General features: G+C 39.1%; 3 protein-coding genes. All 3 read right to left on the bottom strand.

The genetic code is table 11. The annotated features are described in order from the left end of the window. Positions 1-120: 120 nt before the first annotated feature. Positions 121-1,179 (bottom strand): MBOAT family O-acyltransferase, encoded by a 1,059-nt coding sequence (locus tag BQ7314_RS02325; protein WP_174482096.1) that lies wholly within the window; start codon positions 1,177-1,179, stop codon positions 121-123. Positions 1,180-1,344: 165 nt separating this feature from the next. Beyond that, a complete protein-coding gene (locus tag BQ7314_RS02330) occupies positions 1,345-2,301 on the bottom strand; it encodes a DHH family phosphoesterase (protein ID WP_174482097.1) in 957 nt (318 codons plus the stop codon). After that, positions 2,301-2,930, bottom strand: coding sequence for an adenylyl-sulfate kinase (cysC, locus tag BQ7314_RS02335; protein ID WP_174482098.1), 630 nt, complete (start codon positions 2,928-2,930; stop codon positions 2,301-2,303). Before cysC ends, BQ7314_RS02330 begins: the two co-directional genes overlap by 1 nt. Positions 2,931-3,349 lie beyond the last annotated feature (419 nt).

Here is a 3,349-nt window from a genome sequence, read left to right on the forward strand (position 1 = left end):
GATTAAATTCTAGCCTCCCTCGCGCACTGCTACCGCAGTGCACTTCGGATTGGCGAATTTCCCTGTCGCCTACTGCGGACTAAAAATCATCACTTCGCTATCGCTCCGTTTCCCTGATTTTCAGCGATGGTTGATAACCAGATAGAGCCCATGTAAGCCACCCCAAAAGATAAAAGTCCAGCCTGCACCATGCCATAAACCACCTAAAAGCATAGTTGCTAATAAATTTATATAACGACGAGTATTTCCTTTGCGATTCCCTCCTAAGCCGAAATAAACATAGTCACGTAAAAAGCGCGATAAAGTCATGTGCCAGCGTCGCCAGAACTCTATAATATTGAGTGATTTATAAGGAGATGCAAAATTAAGGGGAAGTTGAATACCAAACATTCTGGCAATGCCTATTGCCATGTCCGAGTATCCTGAAAAATCAAAATACAGTTGCAAAGTATAAGCTAGCGCCCCCCCCCAAGCGACAAAAAATGACATAGGTTCACCGGCTGCCGCTGCGGTAAAAACAGGGGATGCGTATTGGGCAACTCCATCAGCTAACACTACTTTTTTAAATAAACCCAGAGCAAAGATGTTTAGCCCGGTTACCACATTTTCCAAGCGCGGTTTCATGCTATCTAACTGCATGAATTGTGGCAACATTTCTTTGTGATGAACGATGGGGCCAGCAATTAACTGAGGAAAAAAAGTGACGAATAAGACGTAGTGAGAAAATTTAAATTCTTCGGTGATACCCTTATAAGCGTCAATAAGATAAGCAACTTGTTGAAAGGTAAAAAATGAAATAGCTAAGGGCAGAATAATTTCATTAATAGGAAAGTTAAACCCTAAAAGTAAGTTGGTATTTTCAAAGATAAAGTTGGCATACTTAAAATAGCCAAGTAAGCCTAGATTAAAAATAATACCGATCGTTAATAGTAGCTTGGTTTGATGCAAATTATTTGCTGCACGGTAACGAACTATAGACTCTCCAATCGTATAGTTAACGCTAATGGATACTAGCATTAAGACCAGATACGTAGGGTTCCACCAGCCATAAAAAAATAAGGAAGCCAGAACTAAAAAAGTAATAGCTGTTTCACCATTTTTGTATCTGGCAAGAATAAAATAGAGGGTAAATGTAATGGGTAAAAATGCAAAGATAAATATGTATGAATTAAATAGCATATTTAATTTCCTGATGTCTCATGTGACTGGTTCTCTTTAATCTTATAATAATTAATGGCGTTTTGGCGTAACCCTAAATATTCGAACTTATGAGTGAATCTAACCAGTTTGATGTAAGACCCAGTTATAGGGGCTAAGTTGATTGTTAACTTAACCACCTGATGTTTAACTATACATTTCACCAAATTTTGCAATAAAATTTTCCAGCTCAGTTATGGGTAAATGGTTTATACCTGCTGCTGCTTTGCGCCCACCGCCCGTAGCAAATGACGCGCATAGCTCGTCTGCTTTAGTTTTATTGTTTAATGGTGCTCTGACACTGACTTGATAGTCATTATCTGGAGTAACTGTAAGGACTGCATGTGCTCTATTAGGGTGTTGATTAGCCAAATCATTGCTAAAAACTCCGCTTACCCGTCTTGCCCATGTTTTATCAGGTAATATAAAGACTGCAACTTTTTCGGTGCTATATTCAGCTTGAGTTTGTTCAGCATTGTGCATATCCTCTAAATAACCTTGTTCAAGTTGATTATAGATAAGCGGGTTATTAGTAATAAAATCAAGTGGGGAGGTGTAGCTGGCCATTTCCTGATAAAGTTTATCCGGTGCAAAATGTAGATCTGCTATACAGCTACCATAGCCATTGTAATTAATATAAGTGCCGAGTTTTTCTAATTGTTCTAGTGTGTCGGAGTGAATGTCCAAGGTTTTAGCTAATTGTTTGGCGCTCTGATGTAAGTTATCACCAAAAGCAGCAGTAATGGCCCATAGTGGGAATTGCCCTTGTAAGTGCTGGTTGATAATTAAACTCGTGCAGGTATCAGTGCTAGTATTAATTAATGCAGTTAAATGGGGATGCTGCGGGATGTCGCCTGCTTGGTGATGGTCTGCATAAAAAATTCTTGCACCTAAGGTTAAGAAGTTTTTTAACTGATCAGCATTTTTTTGTAGGGAAATATCGAGCACGGTGAGTTGGTCGCCAGAACTTGCATTGATTTTTTTTAGTAACTGGATGTCTCGCTTGATCCCGGTCACTAAAGTTGAGCTAATCGGGTGAGCTAAACGTAGTTGTATAAGTGCGCATATACCATCGGCATCGCCGTTAAAAATGTCATAGTGCATTAGTTGATCTCTTTATCTGGCAATATATGGCGGGCACGCAACAGGGAGATAACCTGTTGTACACTTTTTTCCAGAGAGAGTGCGTGAGTATCAATTCTTAATTCGGGATTGGTGGGCGCTTCATAAGGCGATGAGATGCCGGTAAAGTCTTTAATTTCGCCATTACGTGCTTTTTTGTACAGTCCTTTTACATCTCTAGTTTCGCAGACTTCTAGTGGGCAGTAACAGTGGATTTCAAGGAAGTCACCGTGGGGCATAAGACTTCTGGCCATAGCGCGCTCTTCTCTGAAAGGTGATATAAACGCGGTTAATGTGATTATTCCAGCCTCTAGCATAAGTTTTGCTGCTTCACTAATACGCCGAATATTCTCTTTACGGTCTGTATCACTAAAACTGAGGTCTTTGTTGAGTCCATGACGTACATTGTCGCCATCCAGTACAAAAGTATTTAAGCCAAGTTGATAGAGTTGTTCTTCAACGGCATGAGCAAGTGTAGATTTACCTGAGCCAGAAAGCCCCGTAAACCAAAGTACTACTGATTTATGCTGGTTTTTTTCCTCTCGGCGTTTTCTGTTGACTGTTGATTGATGCCAGACGACATTGCTAGATTTTTCAAGTGAATGTGTCATATGATTCCGTTTTAGTAGAGTTGGTTATATGGGCTAGTTAAGGAATGAGGAGTCAAGTTTATGCTTTATCTCGCACTCTGAGAGAGCGGTTTTAAAATACATTTACACAAAGTTTACTAAGTTATTTTAGTCGTATTAGGCCGTCTTTGGTAGTAAATTTATGCTAAATACACTATATTTTATTAAGATAAACTCAATAAATATGGGGGTTAAGTTTTTAAAGACTGATGTGCCCAGTTGTTGTCAGTCTTAGGAGAGCCGATAGTCAGCTGAGGTTGCTAATCTAAAGTGTATTAGGAATGAGCACAAATTAATTTAGGCAAGTTCAATTTAAGAATTATAATGATGCAACTCATAAACTTTATTTAAAATCGACCCAAGATAAAACCTTACTCAAAAGAAATTGAAGCGCAGATGCG

The sequence above is a fragment of the methanotrophic endosymbiont of Bathymodiolus puteoserpentis (Logatchev) genome (assembly GCF_900128525.1).
GTDB lineage: Bacteria > Pseudomonadota > Gammaproteobacteria > Methylococcales > Methylomonadaceae > Methyloprofundus.

What these genes read in the sequence shown, in the direction of transcription:
- BQ7314_RS02330 (WP_174482097.1), bottom strand. Translation starts at nt 2,301, where the DNA reads ATGCACTATGACATTTTTAACGGCGATGCCGATGGTATATGCGCACTT.
- BQ7314_RS02325 (WP_174482096.1), bottom strand. Translation starts at nt 1,179, where the DNA reads ATGCTATTTAATTCATACATATTTATCTTTGCATTTTTACCCATTACA.
- cysC (WP_174482098.1), bottom strand. Translation starts at nt 2,930, where the DNA reads ATGACACATTCACTTGAAAAATCTAGCAATGTCGTCTGGCATCAATCA.